20 protein-coding genes are annotated in these 21,706 nt (G+C 61.4%); 11 read left to right on the top strand and 9 right to left on the bottom strand.

Annotated elements, in window-relative coordinates:
- Window positions 1-16 precede the first annotated feature (16 nt).
- From J5J09_RS16490 to J5J09_RS16505, 4 genes are all read left to right on the top strand, one after another.
- On the top strand, window positions 17-373 hold the full coding sequence (locus J5J09_RS16490; protein WP_208552368.1) for a hypothetical protein: 357 nt from the start codon (window positions 17-19) through the stop codon (window positions 371-373).
- Window positions 373-2,394: an ATP-binding protein gene (locus J5J09_RS16495; protein WP_208552371.1), complete on the top strand. Its 2,022-nt coding sequence runs from the start codon at window positions 373-375 to the stop codon at window positions 2,392-2,394. The genes J5J09_RS16490 and J5J09_RS16495 overlap by 1 nt, the downstream gene beginning before the upstream one ends.
- Window positions 2,387-3,121: an ATP-dependent Zn protease gene (locus J5J09_RS16500; protein ID WP_208552374.1), complete on the top strand. Its 735-nt coding sequence runs from the start codon at window positions 2,387-2,389 to the stop codon at window positions 3,119-3,121. The genes J5J09_RS16495 and J5J09_RS16500 overlap by 8 nt, the downstream gene beginning before the upstream one ends.
- Before the next feature lie 315 nt (window positions 3,122-3,436).
- Window positions 3,437-3,778 carry a hypothetical protein gene (locus tag J5J09_RS16505; RefSeq protein ID WP_208552375.1) on the top strand — a complete coding sequence of 114 codons (342 nt, stop codon included), beginning with the start codon at window positions 3,437-3,439 and terminating at the stop codon, window positions 3,776-3,778.
- A 422-nt stretch (window positions 3,779-4,200) separates the two neighbouring features.
- On the opposite strand, the gene J5J09_RS16510 is transcribed toward J5J09_RS16505, so the two are convergent.
- The 7 genes from J5J09_RS16510 to J5J09_RS16540 all read right to left on the bottom strand — a co-directional run bounded on the left by J5J09_RS16510 (window position 4,201) and on the right by J5J09_RS16540 (window position 11,353).
- A complete protein-coding gene (locus J5J09_RS16510; RefSeq protein WP_208552377.1) occupies window positions 4,201-5,571 on the bottom strand; it encodes an FGGY-family carbohydrate kinase in 1,371 nt (456 codons plus the stop codon).
- Window positions 5,568-5,891 carry an L-rhamnose mutarotase gene (rhaM, locus tag J5J09_RS16515; protein WP_208552383.1) on the bottom strand — a complete coding sequence of 108 codons (324 nt, stop codon included), beginning with the start codon at window positions 5,889-5,891 and terminating at the stop codon, window positions 5,568-5,570. The genes J5J09_RS16510 and rhaM overlap by 4 nt, the downstream gene beginning before the upstream one ends.
- Window positions 5,888-6,898 carry an ABC transporter permease gene (locus J5J09_RS16520; protein WP_208552384.1) on the bottom strand — a complete coding sequence of 337 codons (1,011 nt, stop codon included), beginning with the start codon at window positions 6,896-6,898 and terminating at the stop codon, window positions 5,888-5,890. Before J5J09_RS16520 ends, rhaM begins: the two co-directional genes overlap by 4 nt.
- On the bottom strand, window positions 6,895-7,887 hold the full coding sequence (locus tag J5J09_RS16525) for an ABC transporter permease (RefSeq protein ID WP_208552385.1): 993 nt from the start codon (window positions 7,885-7,887) through the stop codon (window positions 6,895-6,897). Before J5J09_RS16525 ends, J5J09_RS16520 begins: the two co-directional genes overlap by 4 nt.
- 9 nt (window positions 7,888-7,896) lie before the next feature.
- Window positions 7,897-9,432, bottom strand: a complete 1,536-nt coding sequence (locus J5J09_RS16530) for a sugar ABC transporter ATP-binding protein (RefSeq protein ID WP_208552386.1) — start codon at window positions 9,430-9,432, stop codon at window positions 7,897-7,899.
- 61 nt (window positions 9,433-9,493) lie between these two features.
- Window positions 9,494-10,489 carry a rhamnose ABC transporter substrate-binding protein gene (rhaS, locus tag J5J09_RS16535; protein ID WP_208552392.1) on the bottom strand — a complete coding sequence of 332 codons (996 nt, stop codon included), beginning with the start codon at window positions 10,487-10,489 and terminating at the stop codon, window positions 9,494-9,496.
- Between the two features lie 51 nt (window positions 10,490-10,540).
- Window positions 10,541-11,353, bottom strand: coding sequence for a DeoR/GlpR family DNA-binding transcription regulator (locus J5J09_RS16540; protein WP_208552395.1), 813 nt, complete (start codon window positions 11,351-11,353; stop codon window positions 10,541-10,543).
- A 200-nt stretch (window positions 11,354-11,553) separates the two neighbouring features.
- Between J5J09_RS16540 and J5J09_RS16545 the strand changes: the two genes are divergently transcribed.
- Window positions 11,554-13,650, top strand: coding sequence for a bifunctional rhamnulose-1-phosphate aldolase/short-chain dehydrogenase (locus tag J5J09_RS16545; protein ID WP_208552397.1), 2,097 nt, complete (start codon window positions 11,554-11,556; stop codon window positions 13,648-13,650).
- Window positions 13,651-13,694: 44 nt separating this feature from the next.
- On the opposite strand, the gene J5J09_RS16550 is transcribed toward J5J09_RS16545, so the two are convergent.
- The gene (locus J5J09_RS16550; protein ID WP_208552399.1) at window positions 13,695-13,853 is read right to left on the bottom strand and encodes a YqaE/Pmp3 family membrane protein; all 159 of its coding nucleotides are present in this window, start codon (window positions 13,851-13,853) and stop codon (window positions 13,695-13,697) included.
- A 78-nt stretch (window positions 13,854-13,931) separates the two neighbouring features.
- On the opposite strand from J5J09_RS16550, the gene rhaI reads away from it, so the two are divergent.
- The 6 genes from rhaI to J5J09_RS16580 all read left to right on the top strand — a co-directional run bounded on the left by rhaI (window position 13,932) and on the right by J5J09_RS16580 (window position 20,559).
- Window positions 13,932-15,224, top strand: coding sequence for an L-rhamnose catabolism isomerase (gene rhaI, locus J5J09_RS16555; protein WP_208552400.1), 1,293 nt, complete (start codon window positions 13,932-13,934; stop codon window positions 15,222-15,224).
- Window positions 15,225-15,464: 240 nt separating this feature from the next.
- Window positions 15,465-16,610: an ABC transporter ATP-binding protein gene (locus J5J09_RS16560; protein WP_208552401.1), complete on the top strand. Its 1,146-nt coding sequence runs from the start codon at window positions 15,465-15,467 to the stop codon at window positions 16,608-16,610.
- A gap of 14 nt (window positions 16,611-16,624) precedes the next feature.
- On the top strand, window positions 16,625-17,533 hold the full coding sequence (locus J5J09_RS16565; protein ID WP_348646484.1) for a sugar ABC transporter permease: 909 nt from the start codon (window positions 16,625-16,627) through the stop codon (window positions 17,531-17,533).
- The gene (locus J5J09_RS16570; protein ID WP_208552403.1) at window positions 17,533-18,354 is read left to right on the top strand and encodes a carbohydrate ABC transporter permease; all 822 of its coding nucleotides are present in this window, start codon (window positions 17,533-17,535) and stop codon (window positions 18,352-18,354) included. The genes J5J09_RS16565 and J5J09_RS16570 overlap by 1 nt, the downstream gene beginning before the upstream one ends.
- 38 nt (window positions 18,355-18,392) lie before the next feature.
- Window positions 18,393-19,685 carry an ABC transporter substrate-binding protein gene (locus J5J09_RS16575; RefSeq protein ID WP_208552404.1) on the top strand — a complete coding sequence of 431 codons (1,293 nt, stop codon included), beginning with the start codon at window positions 18,393-18,395 and terminating at the stop codon, window positions 19,683-19,685.
- A gap of 73 nt (window positions 19,686-19,758) precedes the next feature.
- Window positions 19,759-20,559, top strand: coding sequence for a phosphodiesterase (locus tag J5J09_RS16580; RefSeq protein ID WP_208552405.1), 801 nt, complete (start codon window positions 19,759-19,761; stop codon window positions 20,557-20,559).
- Between the two features lie 57 nt (window positions 20,560-20,616).
- On the opposite strand, the gene J5J09_RS16585 is transcribed toward J5J09_RS16580, so the two are convergent.
- A complete protein-coding gene (locus tag J5J09_RS16585; RefSeq protein ID WP_208552407.1) occupies window positions 20,617-21,645 on the bottom strand; it encodes a LacI family DNA-binding transcriptional regulator in 1,029 nt (342 codons plus the stop codon).
- Window positions 21,646-21,706 lie beyond the last annotated feature (61 nt).

Consider the following 21,706-nt stretch of genomic DNA (forward strand, 5'->3'; position numbering starts at 1 on the left):
TAAGGAGACGTCTGCGATGACGACGCAACCGAATTCCAACATTCTGTTCTTCCCGCTTGGCGGGCGCATGCCGGAGCCGGACCGGCCGTCTCCTGACCCCGTCGGCAATCGGCACTTCGCCGATCCTGACGAGGCAACAGGTGTCCCGAGTGCTGCGGCATGTGACGACCATGCGATCCATGCCGCGACGGTCATGCGGGCATCGATTGCCCATGCGCGCCGCAAGGGGGTTCGTCTCGAGAGCCTTCCGCCGCAACTTCGGACATGGCTCCTCGACCTGTGCGCGGCCGGAGACCCGACATGCAGGATGATCCTGGACTGGCTCAATGGCAACAAGCACTACGACAATGAGCATCCCCCGGAGGATCTGTGATGGAGGCGTTGAACGATCGGATCACACGCTATCTCATGAAGCGCCTTCGTCGTCACGCCGTGATGACGGTCTACGAACGCGCGGCGGGCGCCGGATTGCTGGATACGCAATTGGCGGGGCACGTGGTGGGACAAGTGACGGGCGACGAACAGCACGGGCGGGTCTGGCGCGTCGGGGAACGGGCCCGCCACGAGCTCACCGGTGTGCCGGTGCTCGATCGCGCCATCGTCGAGCGTATCATGCGCAAGGGTCGGGCGTCGCTCGTCACCAGGGCAGGCCATCATGGATCGGAACGCTTCAGGGACGTCGAGGCCAAAGACCGTTTTGACTTTGATCTCCCGACGGAACCGGTCCCGGCCGCGCGGCATAAGGCGAGAGGCAAAAACGCTCGTGATCCGGATACGGCCGGAGGGGCAAATCCCACGCCGGATATCGGGTTTGCATACATCGCCGGGCTTTTGCGTGACGAGCTTCCTCCACCAAACCCGGTTCATGTGGCTGTTTGCCTTCTCGTTTCCCGTGCTGTCGCGGCCAGCGCTTCCACATCAGCTGCGTGGAGGGCGGCACTGGCCATGCCGGCGCCATTCGTGCTGCTGAAAGCGCCGGTCAAGCGCTTCGAAATCTGTCTTGCCATGATGTTGGAGGACGGCTTGATCGTGCCGTTCCGGACAGCCCTGGAAGACGTCTTGTACGGCAATCCGCTGTCAGGCCGCTATCGGCAACACACTGTCCCTGGCGAGCGCAGGCTCAAAACCTTGTCGGGGCGCGCCGTCACCCCCGAAAACGAAAAGTTACTGCGCCGCAAACTGCGTCATGCCCTGACGAACGAGCCGGCTCCCGTCCTTCTGATCGATGAGACTGTCCCTGCACTCACGCCGGTCGTCACGGAAACCGCGGATCATGTCTTCGAATGCGAAGGGCTCGACTGCGCCATGATTGCCGAGCTCTTGCATCTTTGCGTCGGCGTCGCGCCGAAGGACAGCCTTCGCCTGATGGACGATATGGCCTTCGATCCGGAAGGGTTGTCGCTCGACGACATCGCGCTTGCGGTTCGTCCGGGACGAAGCGCGCGCGATACATTGTCGGTTCTGGCGATGCTTGCGGAGCAATCGGCCCTGAATGAGGGAAACGAGGACGAGCAAACGGTGAGCCGGGACAACAGCCACCGGAAAAGCGGGTCGACGGGTGGCGGCGAAAAGGCAAAGGCGCCTCCCGAGACTGGCGATCTCGAGCTCATCCAGCCTGTCCCGGAGGCCGGTGGTCAGGATATGAAAGCCGCTACACAAACTGCTCGATCGACCGATCGCATTTTGCGTGTCGAGACACTGTGCGGCTACGGCGCTGCCCGTGAATGGGCTCTCGACCTCAAGGCCGACCTCTCTCTCTGGAGAACCGGCGACCTCGGCTGGGACCAGATGAGCACGCGGCTCCTGTTGTCGGGCCCCCCCGGGACCGGCAAGACGACGTTTGCCCGTGCGCTTTGCAACACCTTAGAGGTTCCGCTGTTGGTCACCTCGGTCGCGCACTGGCTGGAGCCCGGCTATCTTGGCGATGTGCTGAAGCGGATGTCGGCGGTCTTTACCGTCGCCGAGAAGAACGCGCCGGCAATCCTGTTCATCGACGAGATCGACAATATCGGCCGACGGCAGACGGAAGGCACCCGAAGCTACGACGACTACTGGACGTCGATGATCAATCGCCTGCTCGAGCTCCTGGATGGGACCGCGAAATCGCAAGGGGTTATCGTGGTCGGAGCGACAAACCTGGCGGACAGGATCGATCCCGCCCTTCTTCGCTCGGGGCGGCTCGAAACCCATGTGCGCATCCCTTTACCCGATCTCGAGACCCTGACCGGCATCTTCGCCCATCACCTCGGAGCCGATCTTGAGGCCGTGCTCGCTTCGGCGCCTGCTGCGGCCGGCAAGTCGCGACTTCGCCCGCCGCCCGCCCGAAACGGCAGGCCCCTTCGCCGCAAGTCACCCGTTGCACCGGATACCGACCAAGGACCTCGTCATGACTGACCAATCCTCTTCTCTTGCTCCAGAAAGCCTTCGGCCCCTTGCAATGCTGGCGCTTGGGCGGACCGGTGCGGACATCGAGCGCCTTGTTCGCGATGTCCGCCGCACGCTGCGGCGTGAACGGCGCACCATGGTTTGGGCCGATCTGGAGGCGGCACTGCGATCCGGCCACACGAAAATGTCCGACGACCTTCGTTGGCGGGCGAGTGTCCATGAGGCGGGTCATGCTCTCGTCTATGCGCTGACAGGCATTGCCGAGATCAAAATGGCAAGCGTCGGGCTCCACGGTGTCGGCGTCGTTGCAACCGTGGCGAACGATCGTCTGCCCGAAACAGAAACCTGGTTGATGAACTCGATGGCGGCGTTGCTTGCGGGCCGGGCAGCCGAACTCGTGGTCCTCGGAGACGCCCTTGCAGGGGCCGGCGGTGCGGCAGAGAGCGATCTGGCGCGCGCAACGGACATGGCCCTTGCGGCAGAAACGGCGCTCGGCTTCTCCCGCCATCGTCCCTTGCTTTACCGGCCGTCCGGCATGGCGGCAAACATGCTTGGGCTCGACCAGCAGCTCGCAGGACGTGTGAACGACCGGCTTGAGGCTGCCGAGAAGATCGCACGCCAGCTGATCGAGGATCACCGCGACGTTCATAACGAGATCGCCGAAAAGCTCCGGTCGGTCGGCATCCTCTCGGGTGACGAGCTGGGGGAGATGATCGCCAATATCCGTCAGCGCTGAGCCAATGCCTTGCCGGCAGTCTGGCCAAATGTGCGCGCACGGCAATAAGCCGTGTCCGCACCTGCGCAGGCATCGAGACACTGTGGCGACGGATCGGTACAGGTTGCGGGCGATTTAAGGCACATCAGCTCAATTTACCCTCGCGCGATTCCATGTACCGGATCTGCGTTGCTTGACCGCAAAACGGCGATTCATCGGCAAACGCTGTTTGCAGGAAACGCCGTTTGCGTGTCAGGAACCTGCCGTCGTGCAAACGGCGTTTGTCGCTTGCATCGCCGGTGGCGACCATGGGCTTCCGCAACAGGAGGCAAACACATGGTCCGCAAATCGAAGAAGCAGAGAAATGCCGAGCAGCGCATTCGCCAGCAAAAGAACAGGGATATGGCACGCGAGTGCAAGAGGCCGACACGCGACGACATTGCCCGGACACTACTATGGCAGATGATCGTAACCGCGGAGGGACGAGCAAATCGCGAGGCATTCCTGGCCAAATTGCGTGACGAGGTCGTAGTCCAGCTTGTTCGCCAGGGCTTTGACCGGAAAGAGAGCAAGGCCGTGTTCGAGGCGATCGCAAGCAAATACCGCGCAGATCAGCCGCCGTTCCGTATCAAGCGGCATCTCCACAACACAGTTCCTGCCAACACCGTCAACCAGTAAACCTGGTCAAACATAGAGATGATCACGTCAACGCTCACACCGACCTAAACCGAAGTCAGCGCAAACGATGATCGCACATCACACCCGTATTCTCCCCATTACTTCATCAAACCACGTTTGCAAATCTGATGAAGGGGCACGATCGATGAATATGATGCTGAGCGGCATGCCCTTTCATGAGCTTATTTTGTGACGGTGAAACCGAATCTTTAGTGGCTGGAATTTCGTGCGACGTCGTCCAATTGATCCCGGCAGCACTCAAGAAAAGGAAGGGGGATCATACCCAGCCGGTTGTTCGAGACGCTAAATCCCACTTCCTGACAAGGCGTCGGGATAACTACTTCAAGCAGTGACGACTAAAATAGGCTTACGCTTTTTCTATTGTCAGCTGGAGACCTCTCCAGGGTGGTCGACCTCGCGGATTAAACCGAAGCGAGACGTCGCCAAGTTGCGGCATATTCAGTAAGGCCAGGGATCGTCTCCTCAACCAGATGGACAGAGTGTCTCGGGCGGCTTCCCGCAAGAACCGAAGCGCCTACTGAGGTGCCGGTCTGCGACCCCGACACGCTAACGGGTCTTCCCGTTAGGCTGTGTAACGCCGCAAGGAAAATCGCGTTGGCTGCAAATGGTCCTTCAACGATAATCGGGCCTTGAGAACGGATGATGTCGAGACAGGTCGTGGTCATCAGTGCCTGATAGAGACTCGCTGCAATGCGGATTTCCGCAGCGTCATCTGGCTTGAGGATCCATCGCCCCTCCATCGCCGGGAAGGGACCGCAGCCCTTGACGATGCTCGGCAGAAGCATGCTTCCTCGATCGATGACAGTTGCGAGCATCTGCCATTCGTCTTCCAACGGGCTCAATGGCAGCTCGTGGGTTATCATCTCCCATTCTCGCCCGCCCATGTAGCGGGACGAAGGCACCGGGTTTCCGAAAGCGTCGACGTTGACAAGCGTGTCCCTTGTGGAATCCAGGCCGTCCGGTCGTGCACCCGGCGCGAAGCACACAACCCAGGTGCCTGTAGACACGACTGTGCAGGGCAGGGCGCGATCCACAAGATACGGCAGTAAAGAGGCGTTGGAATCGTGAATTCCGCAATAGACAGGCACCGGCCTCGTAACTCCGATCTCACGCGCAAGGTTCGGGCGAATCTCGCCGAGAACGTCAAAGGCCGACCGAACCGGTGCCATTCTTTCGGCGAGATCAAGTTTCTCTACGAGAGGCGAGAACTGGTTTGAGTACGGCAGCCAGAGGTCGGTATGGCAGCCGAGAGACGTCCGTTCGTTCGCGGCAACACCTGTCAGACGGTAGGCCCAGTATTGCGGGTAGGTGAGGATCGTCTTCACCTTCGCGAATGCGTCGGGAAAGGCGGTCTTCTGGTAGTGCAACTGCGCCCCGATGTTCAGTCCGCCGGTGAGCAGCGGCGAGAACGTGTCGGAGAAAGCCGGCCTTAACTCTCGATAGACTACCGTTACAGTGTCGGGGTAGAGATATTCGTAGTCGAGGACCGGTAGCGCCAGTTTGCCGTCAGCGTCCAAGAGCGCCGCCGAGGCGCCATGGGTGGTGATCGACAGAGCATCGAAACCGGTATTGGCGGCAAAGTCCTTCAGCGTCTTCAGAATGAATTGCCAGAGAGCCTCAATATCATAATGCGGATAGGACGGGCCTGACAGCACCGCGTTCGCGGTCTTGCGGACCGCGAGTTCGACCCCGGTCACCGCATCGACCACAACCACCTTGGCATTGGTCTTGCCGATATCGATGACGGCAATGCGTTTGTGGGACTGGCTCATGGCATGTGGAAGACGGGTTTCAGATCGACGGCCCAGGGGGAGTTGTCCGGGTTGGTCGCCATGATGTCGGCCATATGCGCCCACCAGCGCTTCATCACCGGGTGAGGGGGCAGGTCGGCCATCTTGTGCGTCTTCGTCCGCGTGAGAACGCCGATCAGCAGGTTGGTCTCCGGATCGAGATGGATCGTGTAGTCGCTGATGCCGGCCTCATGCAGGAGGTCGACGAGATCAGGCCAGATCTCGTCATGGCGCTTCCTGTATTCCGCTTCCATGCCGGGATTGAGCTTCATCTTGAAGACGTGGCGTTCGGTCTCGCTCATTGCGTGTTCCTCGCTTGCTTTATCCGGCGGGCGACGATTGGCAGGGCGATTGTGATGATCAATAGCAAGCCGATGAAGATCGACATGACGATGCCCGGCACGTTGAGCAGGCCAAGACCGAAGGTGACGAGACCCATGACGAAGGCGGCGATGACAACGCCGACAATGGTGCCCGAACCGCCGAGGATGGAGACGCCGCCGAGCACGACCATGGTGACGACTTCGAGCTCCCAGCCCTGGGCAATGGAAGGGCGGGTCGAGCCGAGCCGCGAGGTGAGGCAGACGGCGGCGATGCCGCTCATCAACCCGGTCAGCAGGAAGAGGATGAACTTCACCCGCTCCACCGGGATGCCTGAGAAGCGGGCTGCCAGCGGATTGTTGCCGATGACATAGACATGGCGGCCGAAATTGGTCCGGTGCAGGAGGATGGCAAAGATGACGGCCATCACCAGGAAGAGAACGAATTCGAAGGAGATGACCCAGAAGACATAGCCCTGGCCGAAGAAGGCGAATTCCGGCGGATATTTGCCGAAGGCCTGGTCGCCGAGAACCAGATAGGAAATGCCGCGGAAGAGGCTCATCGTGCCGATCGTCACGACGATCGAGGGCAGCTTCAGGCCGGCAACGAGCAGCCCGTTGAAGGCGCCGCAGGCAAGGCCGGTGGTGATCCCGATTGCGACCAGGCCCGGTGCGCCCACGCCGAGCTGGGCAGCATAACCCATGGCCGTCGAGGCAAGCGCGATGATCGCGGCAACCGAGAGATCGATCTCACCGGCGATGATCAGAAGCGCCATGGCAAACGCGATCAGCGCCTTTTCCGTGAAGTTGAAGGTGGCGTCCGACAGGTTCCAGGCATTCAGGAAGTAGGGCGAGGCCAGCGAGTTGGCGATGAAGATCGCGACCGCCACGCAGAAGAGCAGGACTTCCCAGCTGCCGAGCAGTCGGCGCAACGGCGTTTCGAGCCGGTCGGGAATGACGCGTTTCGACTGTTCGGTTGCCGTGCTCATGCGGTCACCTCCTTTCCGGCGGCGCGGTCACGCAGGATGATGCGGCCCTTCTTGGCCTCGGCGCGGGCGTTGAAGACGACGGCGAGCACGATGACGATGCCCGAGATCGCCATCTGGGCGAAGGGCGAAATGCCGATGACGGGCAGCGCATTCTTGATGACACCGAGGAACAGGGCGCCAAGAACCGTACCGATGACGGTGCCGATGCCACCCGCAATCGAGATGCCGCCGATGACGCAGGCCGCGACGCTGTCGAGCTCGAAGCCGGCGGCGATGTCGACATAGGCGACCGCATAACGCGAAACCCAGAGGTAACCGGAGAGGCCGGCAAGCGCGCCCGAGAGCACGAAGGCGAGGAAACGGGCGCGACCGACATCAATGCCGGCATAGACGGCTGCGACCGGATTGCCGCCGGCGGCATAGGTCGAGCGACCGAAGGCCGTGCGGGCGAGAATGAAGCCGACGAGCAGGATGACCGCGATCGCGGCCCAGGAGAGGATCGGCAGTCCCAGCACCGGCAGGCGCGGCACGCCGAGAAAATCCGGCTGCATCTGGTGCGCGTTCACCCAAGCGCCGCCCGAAAGAACGAAGCTCATGCCGCGATAGATGGTCAGCGTGCCGAGTGTCACGACGATCGGCGGGATCTGCAGGGCCCAGACGAGGAAACCGTTGATCGCGCCGAGGGTGGCGCCAATGCCGATTGCAAGGAGAACGAGGAGTGACAGCGGCAGGCCCGGATAGGCGCTGTCGAGCATGGCGACGGCCATGCCGGTAAAGGCGAGATTGGCGGCAACCGAGAGGTCGATCGACTTGGTCAGGATTACGACCATCTGGCCGAGCGCCAGGATGATCAGGATCGAGGTGTCGTTGAAGATCGTGACCAGATTGTCCGGGTTGGCGAAGTTGGGCGCGCGGGTGGTGAAGCCAAGGATCATGCCGATGATGATCAGGCCTAGCAGCATTTCCCGATTTTTCAAAAGGTTCAGCATGGTCATTCCTCACGCATTGCCAGTGGCGGCGCGCACCAGCGTCTCGGCGGTCAGCCCTTGGCGCTCGAAAATGCCGGCCTGCAGACCCTCCCGCATCACCATGACGCGATCCGACATGCCGAGGATTTCGGGCAGTTCGGACGAGATCATGATGATCGACAAGCCTTCGCTTGCGAGTTCCGAGATGAAGGCGTGGACGGCGGCCTTGGAGCCGATGTCGATGCCCTTGGTCGGTTCGTCGAGAATGATGACCTTGGGCGAGGTGGCGAGCCACTTGCCGATCACGACCTTCTGCTGGTTGCCGCCCGAGAGCGTGCCGACCGGCACCGAGAGGGCCGCCGCGCGCAGATCGAGCCGTTCGGCAAAGCGACGAGCGAGCTTCAGCTCGTTGGCCGCCTTCAGGAAGCCTGCGACCGAGGTGCGGATCAGCGAGGGCAGTGACATGTTCTGGTAGATCGGCAGTTCCAGCGCCAGACCATGGCGGCCACGTTCCTCGGGCACATAGACGATGCCGGCTGTGATCGCATCGGAGGTGTTGCGAATGGCGATCTCGCGACCTTCGAGTTCCAGCCTGCCGGATTTCGGCCGGGTGATGCCGAAGATCGACTGGCAGAGTTCCGAGCGGCCGGCACCGATCAGGCCGTAGACGCCGAGGATCTCGCCCGTGCGCAGGGTAAAGCTGATGTCGCGGAACTCGGTTTCGTGGCTGTAGCCGAGGACACTGAGGACCGGCGCGCCGATGACGGCTTCCGTTTTCGGGAACACTTCGTGGACGTCGCGTCCGACCATCATCCGGACAATCTCGTCCTGGGGCGTGTCCTTGAGAACGCCGGAGCCGACCATGCGGCCATCGCGGAAGACGGCGTAGTTGTCGGCGATTTCGTAGAGTTCGTCGAACTTGTGGCTGATGAAGAGGATCGCCTTGCCCTGGCGCTTCAGGCCCTCGACGATGCGGAACAGATCGTCGATCTCCTTGCGCGACAAGGCGGCCGTCGGCTCGTCCATGATGACGATGCGCGCATCGACGGAGAGCGCGCGGGCGATCGCGACCAGATGGCGCTGGGCAATCGAGAAGTCCTTGAGCTTGGTGGTCGGGTCGATGTCGCTTTCCAGCGCCTTCATCAGCTGCCGGGACCGCTCGTTGATGGTGCGCCAGTCGATCAGGCGGAAGCGGGTGCGCGGCGCGTGGCCGAGGAAGATGTTTTCGCCGACGGTGAGTTCGTCGAACAGCACGGTTTCCTGGTGGATCGCCGTGACGCCTGCATCAATGGCGTCTTGCGCGTTCGAAAAACTCGCCGGCTTGCCGTCGATCAGGATCTCGCCATCGTTAGGGCGATAGATGCCGGTCAGGATCTTGACGAGCGTCGACTTGCCGGCGCCGTTCTCGCCGATCAGCGCGGTCACCTTGCCCGGATAGAGGGCAATATTCACCTGATCCAGGGCTTTGACGCCCGGGAAGATCTGGGAAATGCCCCGCATTTCGAGAACGGGCTCGCCAGCCGGGATCGCGCCCGCCGCGAGCTTGGCAGATTGAACGGTCATCATTTCACTTACCGACTGAAGGAAAATCCCGGCGGCTGTAGCCGCCGGGTCTGGTCCGCCGAGATCAGAAGATCTTGGAGAATTCCTCGATGTTCGAGGCGTCGTAGACGAAGGGATCGGCCATGGCGGCTTCGCCACCGTCGCCGACCTTGATCTTGCCCATGCGGCCGGCTTCGATTTCCGAACCTGGAGCTGCGTCCGTCTCGCCCTTGACGATGCGATAGGCGATCTGGGTTGCGGAATAGCCGAGGTCGATCGGGTTCCAGATGGCGAATTCCTTCGTGGCGCCCGACTGAATGGCGCCCGCCATTTCGGACGGGAGGCCGAGGCCGGTGACATAAACGTCGCCGATCTTGCCGGCATCCTTGACGGCCTGCGAGGCTGCCAGAACGCCGACGGTCGTCGGAGCGACGATGACCTTCACGTTCGGCTGCGAGGACAGGAGACCGTTGGCTTCGCGGTAGCTCTTGTCGGCGAGGTCGTCACCATAAACGGTGGTTACGAGGTTCAGGCCGGGGAAGTCCTTCAGCTGTGCCTTCATTTCCTCGATCCAGATGTTCTGGTTGGTCGAGGTGGTGGTGGCGGATAGGATGGCGAAGTCACCCTTGCCATCCGGTAGGTGGTTGGCGGCGAGCTGCAGGCACATCTTGCCGATCAGCGCATTGGACGATGGGTTCAAGTGCATGATGCGTCCTTCAGGCGCTACGCCCGAATCCCAGGAGATGACCTTGATGCCGCGGTCCATGGCCTTCTTGAGAGCCGGAACGACGGCGTCCGGATCGTTTGCCGAGATCGCGATGGCATCGACGCCCTGGGCGATCAACGAGTTGATGACCTCGATCTGACCTTCGGCCGTGGTCGAGGTCGGGCCGGTGTAGATCACTTCCACGCCGCCGAGTTCCTTGGCTGCTTCCTGCGCGCCCTTGTTGGCAGCTTCAAAGAAGCCGATGCCGAGCGACTTCACGACGAGCGCGATCTTCATGTCGGCGGCCTGTGCGGCCGAGCCCATGGTTGCGAGTGCAATGGCTGCACCAGCCAGCAACATTTTCGTCAGTTTCATGTTTTCCTCCCAGGTTGATGAACTGCTTCCCTCTCCCTCCCGGCGCCTCCTCTAGGCGACCGACGAGGTATCCTCCCTTGCCGACGAAGCCATCGGCTTCACGGTCATGAGCTTCACGCCGGCGTCGGTGACCATGGCGGCCGCCTCGTCGGTTATTCCGTCATCGGTGATGATCGTCGACACCTTGTCCAGCGAACACAGGATCAGGCTCGAGCGCTTGGCGAACTTGCTGGAGTCGACCATAACGATCAGCTCTTCGGCCTGGCGCACCAGCTTCTGCTCGCTCTGTATAACGAGCGCGTCCGACTCCATCACGCCAAGTGCGTTGATGCCCTGCGCGCCGATGAAGATGCGGCGGGCGTAGAAATTGCGGATCGCGTCATTGTCGAAGGGCGACAGGATCAGGCTCTGGTCGCGATAGATCGCGCCGCCAGGAACCGAAACCGTGCATTTCGAATGCTTCACCAGATGCTCGGCGATCGCGAAGGAATTGGTCATCACCTGCAGGCGGCGCGCCGACATGAAGTGCACCATCTGGAAAGTAGTGGTGCCGCCGTTGATGATGATCGAATCGCCTTCTTCGCAGAGATCGACCGCTGCGCGCGCAATTGCGCGTTTCTTATCGATGTTGACGGATTCGGAAACGCGGAAGGGGCGGGCGGCGAGATTGCCGAGCTGCGGCGGGTGGACGGCCTCTGCCCCGCCGCGGACGCGCCGCAGCTTACCCTGCACGTGAAGCGACGCGATATCACGGCGGATCGTGGCTTCCGAAGCCTCGGTCAGCTCGGCAATATCCTGCACCGTGATCACAGGCTTTTCCTGGATCGCGCTCAGAATGATGCGATGGCGTTCGCGCTCGTGCATGGGGTCCTCCTGATCGTTGATTTATTCGTAATGTTTTTACGCTGTCAATCACAAACGATCAAAAATAATAATATTGCAGCGCACAATGAAAAGAAATGATCGAAACTGATTGACAATTGGCGGAGGGCTGCGCGATACCTGCGAACAAGAAGGAGATGATCCGTCACTGACGGTTCATGAATAATTGCAGGGAGGATGTCATGACGGGCCAAACCCGCCTTCTCGAAAACCGTTGGGATGATGCCCACGCGGCCAAGCTGGATGAGCCCGGCAAGCTTCTTTACCGCTCCAATCTCTTAGGCGCTGACAAGCGCATCACGAATTACGGCGGTGGCAACACCTCCGCCAAAGTGATGGAGATCGACCCGCTGACCGGTGAGAAGGTCAAGGTGCTCTGGGTCAAGGGTTCTGGCGGTGACGTCGGTACCATCAAGCTCGATGGTTTCGCGACGCTCTATCAGGAGAAGCTTGAAGCGCTGAAGGGCATCTACAAGGGTGTGCACGACGAAGACCGCATGGTTGGCTTCCTGCCGCATTGCACCTTCAACCTCAATCCGCGCGCGGCGTCGATCGATACGCCGCTGCATGGTTTCGTGCCGTTCACGCATGTCGATCATATGCATCCGGACGCGATCATCGCGATAGCGGCCTCGAAGAATTCGAAGGAATTGACCGAGAAGATCTTCGGCTCGGAGATCGGCTGGCTGCCCTGGCGCCGTCCCGGTTTCCAGCTCGGCCTCGACCTCGAAGCCTTCGTGAAGGCCAATCCGACCGCCAAGGGCGTCGTGCTCGAAAGCCATGGCCTGTTCACCTGGGCGAATGACGCCAAGGATTGCTACCTGCTGACGCTCGAGATCATCAACAAGGCGATCGCGTGGTTTGCGAAGGAGACCGAGGGCAAGACGATCTTCGGCGGTGCTGTCGCAAAGAGCCTGCTGGCAGAGGAGCGCCGTGCGATTGCCGCGCGCCTGATGCCCGAGATCCGCGGCCGCATCGGCAAGGCGGAGCGCAAGCTCGGCCATTTCGACGACCAGGATGCCGTGCTCGAATTCGTTAATTCGAAGAACCTGCAGCCGCTGGGCAGCCTCGGTACTTCCTGCCCCGACCACTTCCTGCGCACCAAGATCCGACCGCTGATCGTTGATTTCGATCCGGCAAAGCCGGATGTCGATGCGGTTCTTGCGGGTCTGGACAAAGCGCTCGAAGCCTATCGCGCCGACTACACCCGCTACTACGAGACCTGCAAACACGACAATTCGCCCGCCATCCGCGATCCGAACCCGGTGATCTTCCTGGTTCCCGGCGTCGGAATGCTGTCCTTTGCCAAGGACAAGGCGACGGCGCGGATTGCAGGTGAATTCTACGTCAATGCGATCAACGTCATGCGCGGCGCCTCGACAGTCTCCGAGTATCAGGGCCTGCCGGAGCAGGAAGCCTTCGATATCGAATACTGGCTGCTCGAGGAGGCCAAGCTGCAGCGCATGCCGAAGCCGAAGAGCCTTGCCGGCCGCGTTGCCTTCGTCACCGGTGGCGCCGGCGGCATTGGCCGGGCGACCGCCGATCGGCTGATGGCGGAAGGTGCCTGCGTGGTGCTGGCGGACATCGACGCAGCGGCGCTCGAACAGACCGTCGCCGATTTCTCGAAGCGCCATGGTGCGGATGTGGTCCGCTCCGTGCAGCTCGATGTGACGCGCGAGGATGCGGTTATTCGTTCCTTCGCCGAAGCCTGTGTGGAGTTCGGTGGCGTCGATATCCTCATATCGAATGCCGGGATCGCCTCCTCGGCTCCGGTCGAAGACACGACCCTTGCCATTTGGGACAAGAATATCAGCATCCTGGCCACCGGCTATTTCCTCGTGTCGCGCGAAGCCTTCCGTCTGTTCCGGCGTCAGAAGCTCGGCGGCAACGTCGTCTTCGTCGCATCGAAGAACGGTCTTGCGTCGTCGCCGAACGCCTCCGCCTACTGCACGGCCAAGGCGGCCGAGATCCATCTCGCGCGCTGCCTGGCGCTGGAAGGGGCGGATGCCGGCATTCGCGTCAACACCGTCAATCCGGATGCGGTTCTTCGCGGCTCGAAGATCTGGAACGGCGAATGGCGCGAGCAGCGCGCGGCGTCCTCGAAGATCGAAGTAGACGATCTCGAGGAGCATTACCGCAAGCGCTCGATGCTGAAGCTCAACGTCTTCCCGGAAGACATTGCCGAAGCGATCTACTTCCTGGCGTCCGATCTATCGGCCAAATCGACCGGCAACATCATCAACGTCGATGCCGGCAACGCGCAGAGTTTCACGCGATAGATTTCCCAGGGCAAGCCGCGGCGCGAATGCCGCGGCGACGACCGTTACTTGCGCAGGATCACCCAGATGGCATGGATAATGCCGGGTATGTAGCCCAGCAGCGTAAGCAGGATATTGAGCCAGAAATGCAGGCCGATACCGACCTGCAGGAAGACGCCGACCGGCGGCAGGATAATGGCGAGCAGGATGCGGATGACGTCCATGGAAAGCCTCTTTCGTCGGATGGAATGGGACATAAACGCGGACGGACCACAAACGTTCGCGAGGCCGAGGAGGAAACCATGACGAACCCGACGATTTCGCCCGATCTGATTGCCGACCACAACCACAGAAACGCTGGCGCCTTGAAAGCGGATTACGATGCGCTCGGCGAAAAGCTGTCTCGTGGCAACGTCGATATCGAGACGATCACCAGGAAGGTCTCGGAGTTCTTCGTCGCCGTTCCCTCCTGGGGTGTCGGTACGGGTGGCACGCGCTTCGCACGATTTCCAGGTCCCGGCGAACCGCGCAACATCTTCGACAAGCTGGAAGACTGCTCCGTCATCAACGAACTGACGCGCGCGACCCCAACCGTTTCGCTGCACATTCCCTGGGACAAGGCGGACGCGAGTGAGTTGAAGGCTAAGGGCGATGCGCTGGGCCTCGGCTTCGATGCGATGAATTCCAACACATTTTCGGATGCGCCAGGGCAGGCACATTCCTACAAATACGGTTCGCTCAGCCATGTCGACGCCGCGACGCGGGCACAGGCTGTGGAGCACAATATCGAATGCATCGAGATCGGTCGCACGATCGGCTCGAAAGCTCTGACGGTCTGGATTGGCGACGGCTCGAATTTCCCCGGCCAGAGCAATTTTACAAAGGCCTTCGAACGGTATCTGTCGGCCATGGGCGATATCTACAAGGCGCTCCCGGACGACTGGCGGCTCTTCACCGAGCACAAGATGTACGAGCCGGCTTTCTATTCGACGATCGTGCAGGACTGGGGCACTAACTACCTGATCGCCAACACGCTCGGCCCGAAGGCCTACTGCCTCGTCGACCTCGGGCACCATGCGCCGAACACCAATATCGAGATGATCGTCGCCAGGCTGATGCAGTTCGGCAAGCTCGGCGGCTTCCACTTCAACGATTCGAAGTATGGCGACGACGACCTGGACGCTGGCGCGATCGAGCCTTATCGGCTGTTCCTCGTTTTCAATGAGCTCGTCGATGCCGAGCATCGCGGCGTGAAGGGTTTCCACCCCGCGCACATGATCGACCAGAGCCACAACGTCACCGATCCGATTGAAAGCCTGATTTCGAGCGCGAACGAGATCCGCCGCGCTTATGCGCAGGCTCTGCTGGTCGACCGCGTGGCCCTGGAAAGCTGCCAGTCCGACAATGACGCGCTGATGGCCTCCGAGACGCTGAAACGCGCCTATCGCACCGATGTGGAGCCGATCCTGGCCGAAGCCCGTCGACGAGCGGGTGGTGCCATCGACCCGGTCGCTGCCTATCGGACGAGCGGCTACCGCGCGAGGAAAGCTTCCGAACGTCCGGCCGTGAAGGGTGGCTCGGGCGGCATCGTGTAGCAGCCGATCATCGGCAATCCGCCGGCTCCTTGTCCAAACCGCCTCGGTCGGGGGCGCTGGCTTCCAGCCTGAACGGCTGTCCCAACAGGAGCGCGCCCCTAATTTCGACTTGAGCTGCAGACAGCGTGGCTCGGACGAAGTCGGCAGTGCGACTGCGCAATACTGTCATCAAATGTTCTCGAAAGTGTCGTGCGCACGTCATCGCGCGCCGCCATACGCGCTTCCACCAAGGAGGTCCGTATGTCAGCCAACTCCCTCGAAATCAGTGGTATCGGCAAAGCCTTCGGCGCAGACGATGTGCTGAAGAATATCGATGTTTCCGTCCGCCCTGGTGAGTTTCTGTCGCTGGTCGGCATGTCCGGTTGCGGCAAGTCGACGCTTTTGCGTGTCATAGCAGGGCTCGAGAAGCCGGATCGCGGCCGTATCCTGATTGGCGGCACCGACGTCACCGACATCGATCCGAGCGACCGCAACCTGGCAATGGTCTTCCAGTCCTACGCCCTCTATCCGCATATGACGGTGCGTCAGAACATAGCCACGCCGCTGCGCATGCGCCGGCTGTCGCTTGGCGCCCGTATGCCGCTGATTGGCCGGATGATGTCACCGGCGAATGCTCTTCGGGATATCGAGTCGAGCGTCATACAGGCGGCCGAAACGCTGCAGATCGCGCATCTTCTGGATCGCAAGCCCGCCCAGCTTTCCGGCGGTCAGCGCCAGCGTGTGGCGCTTGCCCGCGCGCTCGTGCGGTCTCCTGCCGCCTTCCTGATGGACGAGCCGCTGTCCAACCTCGATGCGAAGCTCCGAGCGCACATGCGCGACGAACTGGCGGCTCTCCATCGCCGCCTCGGCGCCACATTCATCTATGTCACGCATGACCAGGTCGAGGCGATGACGATGTCGGATCGCATCGCGCTGATGAGCGAGGGCCGGATCGAACAGCTAGGCACTCCGGACGAGCTTTATGGCGAGCCGGCGACCCTGACCGTGGCCCGCTTCATCGGCACGCCATCGATCAATCTTCTGCCGGTCGAGATCGGTGGCGACGGCATCGTGCGCCTGTTCGGTCAGGACCTTCCGATCGCCGCCCCCGTTCGGCATGCCGGGCCGGCCACGCTTGGGTTGCGTGCGGAGGATCTGACGATTGCCGCCAAAGGCCTGGCGCTGCGCGTCTTCCGGACCGAGATGCATGGGGCCGACCGGTTCGTGCATGGTCATGTTCTCGCCGACGAGAACCAGATACTGACGCTCAGGCTGTCGGCGGGCGAACAGCTTGCCGCCGATGCCGACGGTATCATCCACGTGTCCCTCAATGGCGGCCGCGCGCATCTCTTCGGTGCCGACGAGGCTCGGATCGCCGCATCGCTCACCCAGAGGGCGGCGGCATGACGGTCGCTGTTCATATGGCGCCTGCCGCCGAGGTCACGCGGACAAGGGGCTCCAGCACCGAACGACGCATGATGTGGCGTGCCCTCCTGTTCGTTGCGCCCTCCGTCCTGCTGCTTGTCTGCATCTATATCCTGCCGGTCATCGTGCTGGCCGGCTTCTCGTTGACGGATTACCAGCTCGGGGCTCTGTCGACGGAGTTCGTCGGCATCGACAATTTCACCAAGGCCTTCGCCGATCCCGTCTTCATCCGGTCCCTCACGAACACGCTGATCTATGCGGTGATCGTCATTCCGCTGGGCGTCACTCTGGCGCTCGGCGTGGCGCTTCTCGTTCATGGACGCAAGCGCAGCCGCGCTTTCTGGGAGGCGGCCTATTTCCTGCCCGTGACCGCCACCCTGGTCGCCATGGCAACGGTCTGGCAATTCCTGCTGCATCCCTCGATCGGCCCGGTCAATGCCGCGATCAAGTGGTTCGGCTTCGAGCCGGTCTCCTTCCTCTCCAATCCGGCCCTCCTGATCCCCACCATGGCTGTGATCGGCGTCTGGCAGGTGCTCGGCTTCAACATGGTCCTTTTTCTTGCCGGACTGACGGCGATCCCGAAGGACCTTTACGAAGCGGCCAGGCTCGACGGGGCGAAGAACCCGATCGACCGTTTCCTGACCGTCACCTGGCCCATGCTCGGGCCGACGACGCTCTTCGTCCTCGTCACCACGTCGATCTCGGCTTTCAAGGTCTTCGAGACGGTCGCCGTGCTCACCAAGGGTCGCTCCGGTTCGGAAACGCTGCTGTTCGCGCTTTATCTCGAGGGTTTCGAATACGCGAACACCGGATATGCGGCCGCCCTGACGCTGATCTTCCTTGCCATCATCCTGGTTCTCTCGATCGGGCAGACCATCCATCTCGACCGGAAGGTGCACTACTGATGATGCGATTGCGCCAAATTCTTCCCCATCTGGTGCTCGCGACGGGGGCCTTTGTCGTCCTTCTGCCGTTCTACTGGATGTTCCTGACGTCGATCCGCTCGCCGGCCGAGATCTTCGACGTTTCGCTCTGGCCGATCCCGAGGGAGTTCGCCGCCGCCGACAATTACGGCCGGGCGGCATCCCAGGTGCCGATGGCCCGCTTCATGCTGAATGGCGTCATCGTATGCCTCGGTATCCTCGTGGTGCAGATCGCGACGGCCGTGCCGGCCGCCTATGCACTGGCCAAGCTCAAGTTCCCTGGCCGGCGGCTTCTGATGACCCTGGTGATCGCGGCGCTTTGCGTGCCGATGCAGGCTCTGGCGCTGCCGCTCTTCGTCGGCCTTGCGGAGCTCAAGCTTCTCAACACCTATTTCGCGATGATGGCGCCCTTCTTCCTGTCGGTCTTCGCGATCTTTCTGTTTCACCAGTCCTTTCGCAGCTATCCCGACGAGATCATCGAGGCAGCCCGCATGGACGGGTTTTCCGAAATGGAAATCTGCTGGGGTCTCGTCCTGCGCGGCTCGCTGCCGTCGCTCGCGGCGTTCTCGGTCTTTTCGGTCGTTGCCCACTGGAACGATCTCTACTGGCCGATGATCGTCGTCAGCGACATCAACCTCGCGCCGCCGCCGCTCGGCATGCTGTTCTTTTCGGACGTCGAATCCGGCGCCAACTACGGTGCGCTGATGGCCGGCGCCGCCCTGATCACGGCGCCGATGCTCGTCTGTTTCCTTCTTGCAAGACGTCATTTCATCGCGGGCATCACGATGACCGGCGTCAAGTAAGTCCTTCCTCCCCTCCCAAGAATAACCAGGAGATCATCATGCAGCTCTACCGCCGTACTCTGATGCAGGGCGTTGCCGCGACGCTTGCCATCGCGGGGCTTTCCACGCCCGCGCTGGCCGAAGAGATCACGCTCAACGTGCTCTACAACCTGCCGGGTTTCACCAAATTCCATCAGCCCCTGGCCGATGAATTCATGAAGAACAACCCGGACATCAAGATCAGCTTTCTTGCCCCGGCCGCCGGCTACAACGAAGGCCAGCAGCAGGTTCTGCGCGCAGCCGTCACCGGCGATCTGCCGGATGTCTATTTCTCGGGCTACAACCTGACGGCCGAGCTGGTTCATACGCTGGCGCCGCGCAACCAGATCACCGATCTCGGCCCCTTCATCGAAGCCGAAGGCGGTCAGGCATTCCTCGACAAGAACTACTCGCCGAAGATGGCGGCGCTCGGCCAGATCGACGGCAAGCAGTACGGACTGCCGGTCAACGCCTCCTCCCCGATCATCTACATCAATGCCGATCTGGTGACCAAGGCCGGCGGCGATCCGGACAACATGCCCAAGACCTTCGACGGTCTCATTGAGCTCGCCGCGAAGATCCACGCCATGGACTCCAAGGTTGCGGGCATGGGCTACGACATCAATGGCTGGCCGGACGACTGGCTGTGGCAGGCCCTGATCTTCCAGCAGGGCGGAAAGCTTGTAGATGAAGAGACCAAGACGGTCGCCTTCGACAACGAGATCGGCCTCAATGCGTTGAAGCTCACCCGCCGCTTCGTAACCGAAGGCGGTCAGAACCTGCTCGACTGGGACCAGTCGCGCCAGCAGTTCGGCGCAGGCCTCACCGGCTTCATCTTCTCGACGCCCGCCCATGTCCAGACCGTCCAGGGTCTAGTCGGCGACCGCTTCCCGCTGAAGACGGCGACCTTCCCGCAGGACAATGCCGAAAAGGGCGGCGTTCCGACGGGCGGCAATTCGGCTGTCATCCTCACCCAGGACAAGGCCAAGCAGGATGCCGCCTGGAAATACCTGAAATGGATCACCGGCCCGGAAGCGCAGAACACCATCGTTCGCATCACCGGCTACCTCCCGACCAACAAGCTCGCCACCGGCCCGGACTATCTCGAGCCGTACTACGTCGAAAATCCGAACGTGAAGACCGCGTCGCTGCAGGCCGATCGTTCGCTGCCGTGGGCCGGCTATCCGGGTGGTGACTCGGTCCGCATCTGGCGCACCCAGCGCGACATCATCGGCACCGTCATGCGCGGCGAAGTTTCGCCGGAAGACGGCCTGAAGCAGATCGTCGAGCAGACCAACGGCCTGATGAACTGAGCCGTCGCGGCCATGCCTTCTGATTGCGGGGTCTCTTCGACCCCGCAATTTTCATGTCGAGGAACGAAGTATCATGAAAATCATCCAGCTGACCGACACCCACCTGATGCCGTCAGGCATGGTCGTCAACGGAGTTGACCCCGAACGGCAACTGCGCCGCGCCGTCGCCGACATCTGCGAAAGACATGCCGACGCCGATCTCCTGGTCATGACCGGGGATCTCTGCAATTTCGGCGACCCGGAAGCCTATCAGCTGTTGAAGGCGATCCTTGAGCCGGTGCCGTTCGAAACGCGCCTGATGCTCGGAAATCATGATCGTCGGCCGGAATTTCGTGAGGCTTTTCCCGACCAGCCGGTGGATGGCGCGGGCTATGTGCAGTCGCACCTCGACACGCCCCACGGCCGGCTACTCTTCCTCGACAGCCACGAAGCGGAAGTGATTGGCGGCATTTACGGCGAGGACCGCATGGTTTGGCTAGAGCAGGCTCTGGCTGACGCTGGCGACCTACCTGTCACCATCTTCATCCACCATCCGCCGATGGATTGCGGCATCGCCCATTTCGAACACATCGGCATGCATGACGACGGCCGGCTTCTGGCGCGTCTCAAGGCGCATCCGAAAGGCGTCCGCCACGTTGTCTTCGGCCATATCCACGTACCGCTTGCCGGAACAACAGCCGAAGGCATCGCCTTCAGCTCCGGCCAGGCTTGTTCCCATCGCTTCATCACTGATATCGACGCGCCTGATCCGATGTGGACCGGCGGGAATCCCTGCTATCGGGTGTTGATGCTCGATGAACACGGGTTCCGCGCCTATTCCGCGGAAGTCGGCGAGGTGCCGACCGAGCGCGCCGTGATATGCGAGGGCCCATAGTCGTTCTTTGTTCGTCGCAAATCATCGTGCGAAGGATTGGCGCCGCGAGCGCAACCTTCAAAGACCGAGGTTCTCCTTCAGGACGATCTCGATGCGGATCTTTTCCTGGGAGGCGATCGGCTCGCGTTGTTCTACTCTGGCCCTCATGATGCGGATGGCGCTTCTCACAGCGTGGCCGGGATTTTGAGCTATGACGGCATCAATCCGCTCGTCGAGCAAAGCCTTCTCGCTAAACGGCGTTCGCTCATGAACGATTATGGTCAAGGGACGGGGATCGACCACGGCTTCTATCGCTGACATTGGTACGCGCGCTTCCGCGCTCAGAATGTAGACGCCCGTGATGTCGCCGTTGTGCTCCAGCATGCGCGCGATGACCGTACTGGCGCGGCGCTCGTCTCCATAGGTTTCGATTGAAGGAAGTGACGTCAATTGCGGGAAGTGCTCGTTGATGATCCCATCGAAACCCAGCCGTCTCTCGATACTGTCTTGCGCCATCATCGTCTCGGCGACGACCATGATCTTTCCGGGCTCGCGCCCCAGGAAACGTCCAAGAAGTTTTCCAGCGGTGGCGCCAGCTGCAAAATTGTTTACGCCGACGAAATCCGCAGCTGGAAGTCGTTCCTGACCGGACAGGAATTGCACGACCTTGATGCCGCGCTCGACAAGGCGGGCCATCGCGTCGCGAACTTGCGGCGATTCCGGCGCCATGATCGCCACGCCGTCGATATCGTCGGTGCTCAGGCTTGAAAGGTACTTCGCGACGGCGTGGGGATCGCCGGTAGGCAGCTGCACGACATCGATATCGGTCAGATCGACCCGCAGGGCTTCGCGGGCCTCTCCGATCTGGCGCAAAATCTCCTGCATGTACTGATCGCCCGCGAGCGGCAGGACGAAGCGGAAGCGGTACACCCGATTGCGAGCGAGATTGACTGCAGCCGGATTCCGCACAAAGCCGATCCTCTCGATCGCCTCGGTTACGCGCCGAGCCGCTTTCTCGCTGACATTGGGCCGATCGTTCAGCACGCGATCCACCGTGGCCAAACTCACCCCGGCGGCTTCGGCGAGATCCTTTGCTGTTGGTCTCATAGTGTTTTTCGATCCCCTGCCACGGCTGATCAGCCGTTTCAGGGTTTTCCAACAATTTCAA

The sequence above is a fragment of the Ciceribacter sp. L1K22 genome (assembly GCF_017599385.1).
Classification (GTDB): domain Bacteria; phylum Pseudomonadota; class Alphaproteobacteria; order Rhizobiales; family Rhizobiaceae; genus Allorhizobium.